Below are 1,140 nucleotides of genomic sequence, written 5' to 3'. Positions count from 1 at the left end.
CCTAGTGTACCGATTCACTAGTTGAAAGTAAAGCGGGAAAACTGCGGAAAAATGTAAACTTTTGCGAACGTGAAGCGCTTTATGACGCCAAGATGAATCGATTTCGTCCGGATTCCTTAGCGTGATATAACGCTTCGTCGGCATGTTTCAAAACGCTGTCGACTTCGATGTCGTTCGAATGGCAGGCCCCAAGCGAAACAGTGATGTGGAGTGTACCCGCGCTCGTCTCGAACGGGAACGTTGAGACTTTTTCTCGTATAGATTCAGCGAGTCGGGTCACTTCATCCCGATTGGCGTTCGGCATGATGATTAAAAATTCTTCTCCGCCGAAGCGGCCGACGAGATGACGTTCGTCGCTCTCAGTGACGAGCAGCATGCCGAGTTCCCGCAACACGTCGTCCCCGACGTCATGGCCGTACGTGTCGTTCACACGTTTGAAGTGGTCGATGTCGACGAGAATCAAGGCGTATTCTTTTGCTTCGACGTTCAAGTTGGCCATCGCCTCATTTAACAAGCGTCGATTGGCGATACCCGTCAAGGCATCCGTCCGGGCAAGCTGTTGCTGGTGTTGGACGTTCTCGAAATGGCGTCGCAATTCCTGGAGCAGACGATAGGCGGCACAGGCACCGCCATACGCCATGACGACATAGGCGAGAATGACGGGATAGAACAGTTCGAGCGGAAGTGCGTAATAAATGGCCGCGCCGAAGACGACGACACTGATCGTCGTGAAGATGAGTAGTGTGTTGCGGGTGTTGTCGAGCTTCAGCCGCAATAGACTGATGGGAAGGACGAGTCCGATCATCGTCAAGACGGCCAAATAAAAGCCGATGTATGCCCCGTCAGTGACCATCAAAAACCGAGCCGTCAAAAAAATGACGGCGGCGACCGTCCCGCTCACCCAGCCACCGAACAAGACGGCGAGCGAAATGGGGATGGAGCGTAAGTCGATCAAGATCCCTTCGAGCGGCAGCGCGTTCGCAAGCAAAATCAAGGCGGCGACACCAGTCTGGACACCGAGCAGGATTCGACCTTTTAAAGGCGATTTTGGAGTTAGACGCGGACGATTGCGGAATGGAAGAAATGAAATCGTGAATAGTGTGAATAGGATACATAGGTTCAGAAAGAATGAGTTGATGA

General features: G+C 52.4%; 1 protein-coding gene. It reads right to left on the bottom strand.

Annotation, left to right across the window (positions count from 1 at the left end; all coding sequences use genetic code 11):
* Nucleotides 1-79 precede the first annotated feature (79 nt).
* Nucleotides 80-988, bottom strand: a complete 909-nt coding sequence (locus B9Z54_RS09730; RefSeq protein ID WP_240189872.1) for a GGDEF domain-containing protein — start codon at nt 986-988, stop codon at nt 80-82.
* Nucleotides 989-1,140: the final 152 nt, after the last annotated feature.

The organism is Bacillus sp. P14.5 (assembly GCF_003316765.1).
Taxonomy (GTDB): Bacteria; Bacillota; Bacilli; order Bacillales; family Bacillaceae_B; genus Rossellomorea.
The sequence above is the reverse complement of the archived record's forward strand: the minus strand, read 5'-3'. Positions and strand labels throughout refer to the sequence as shown.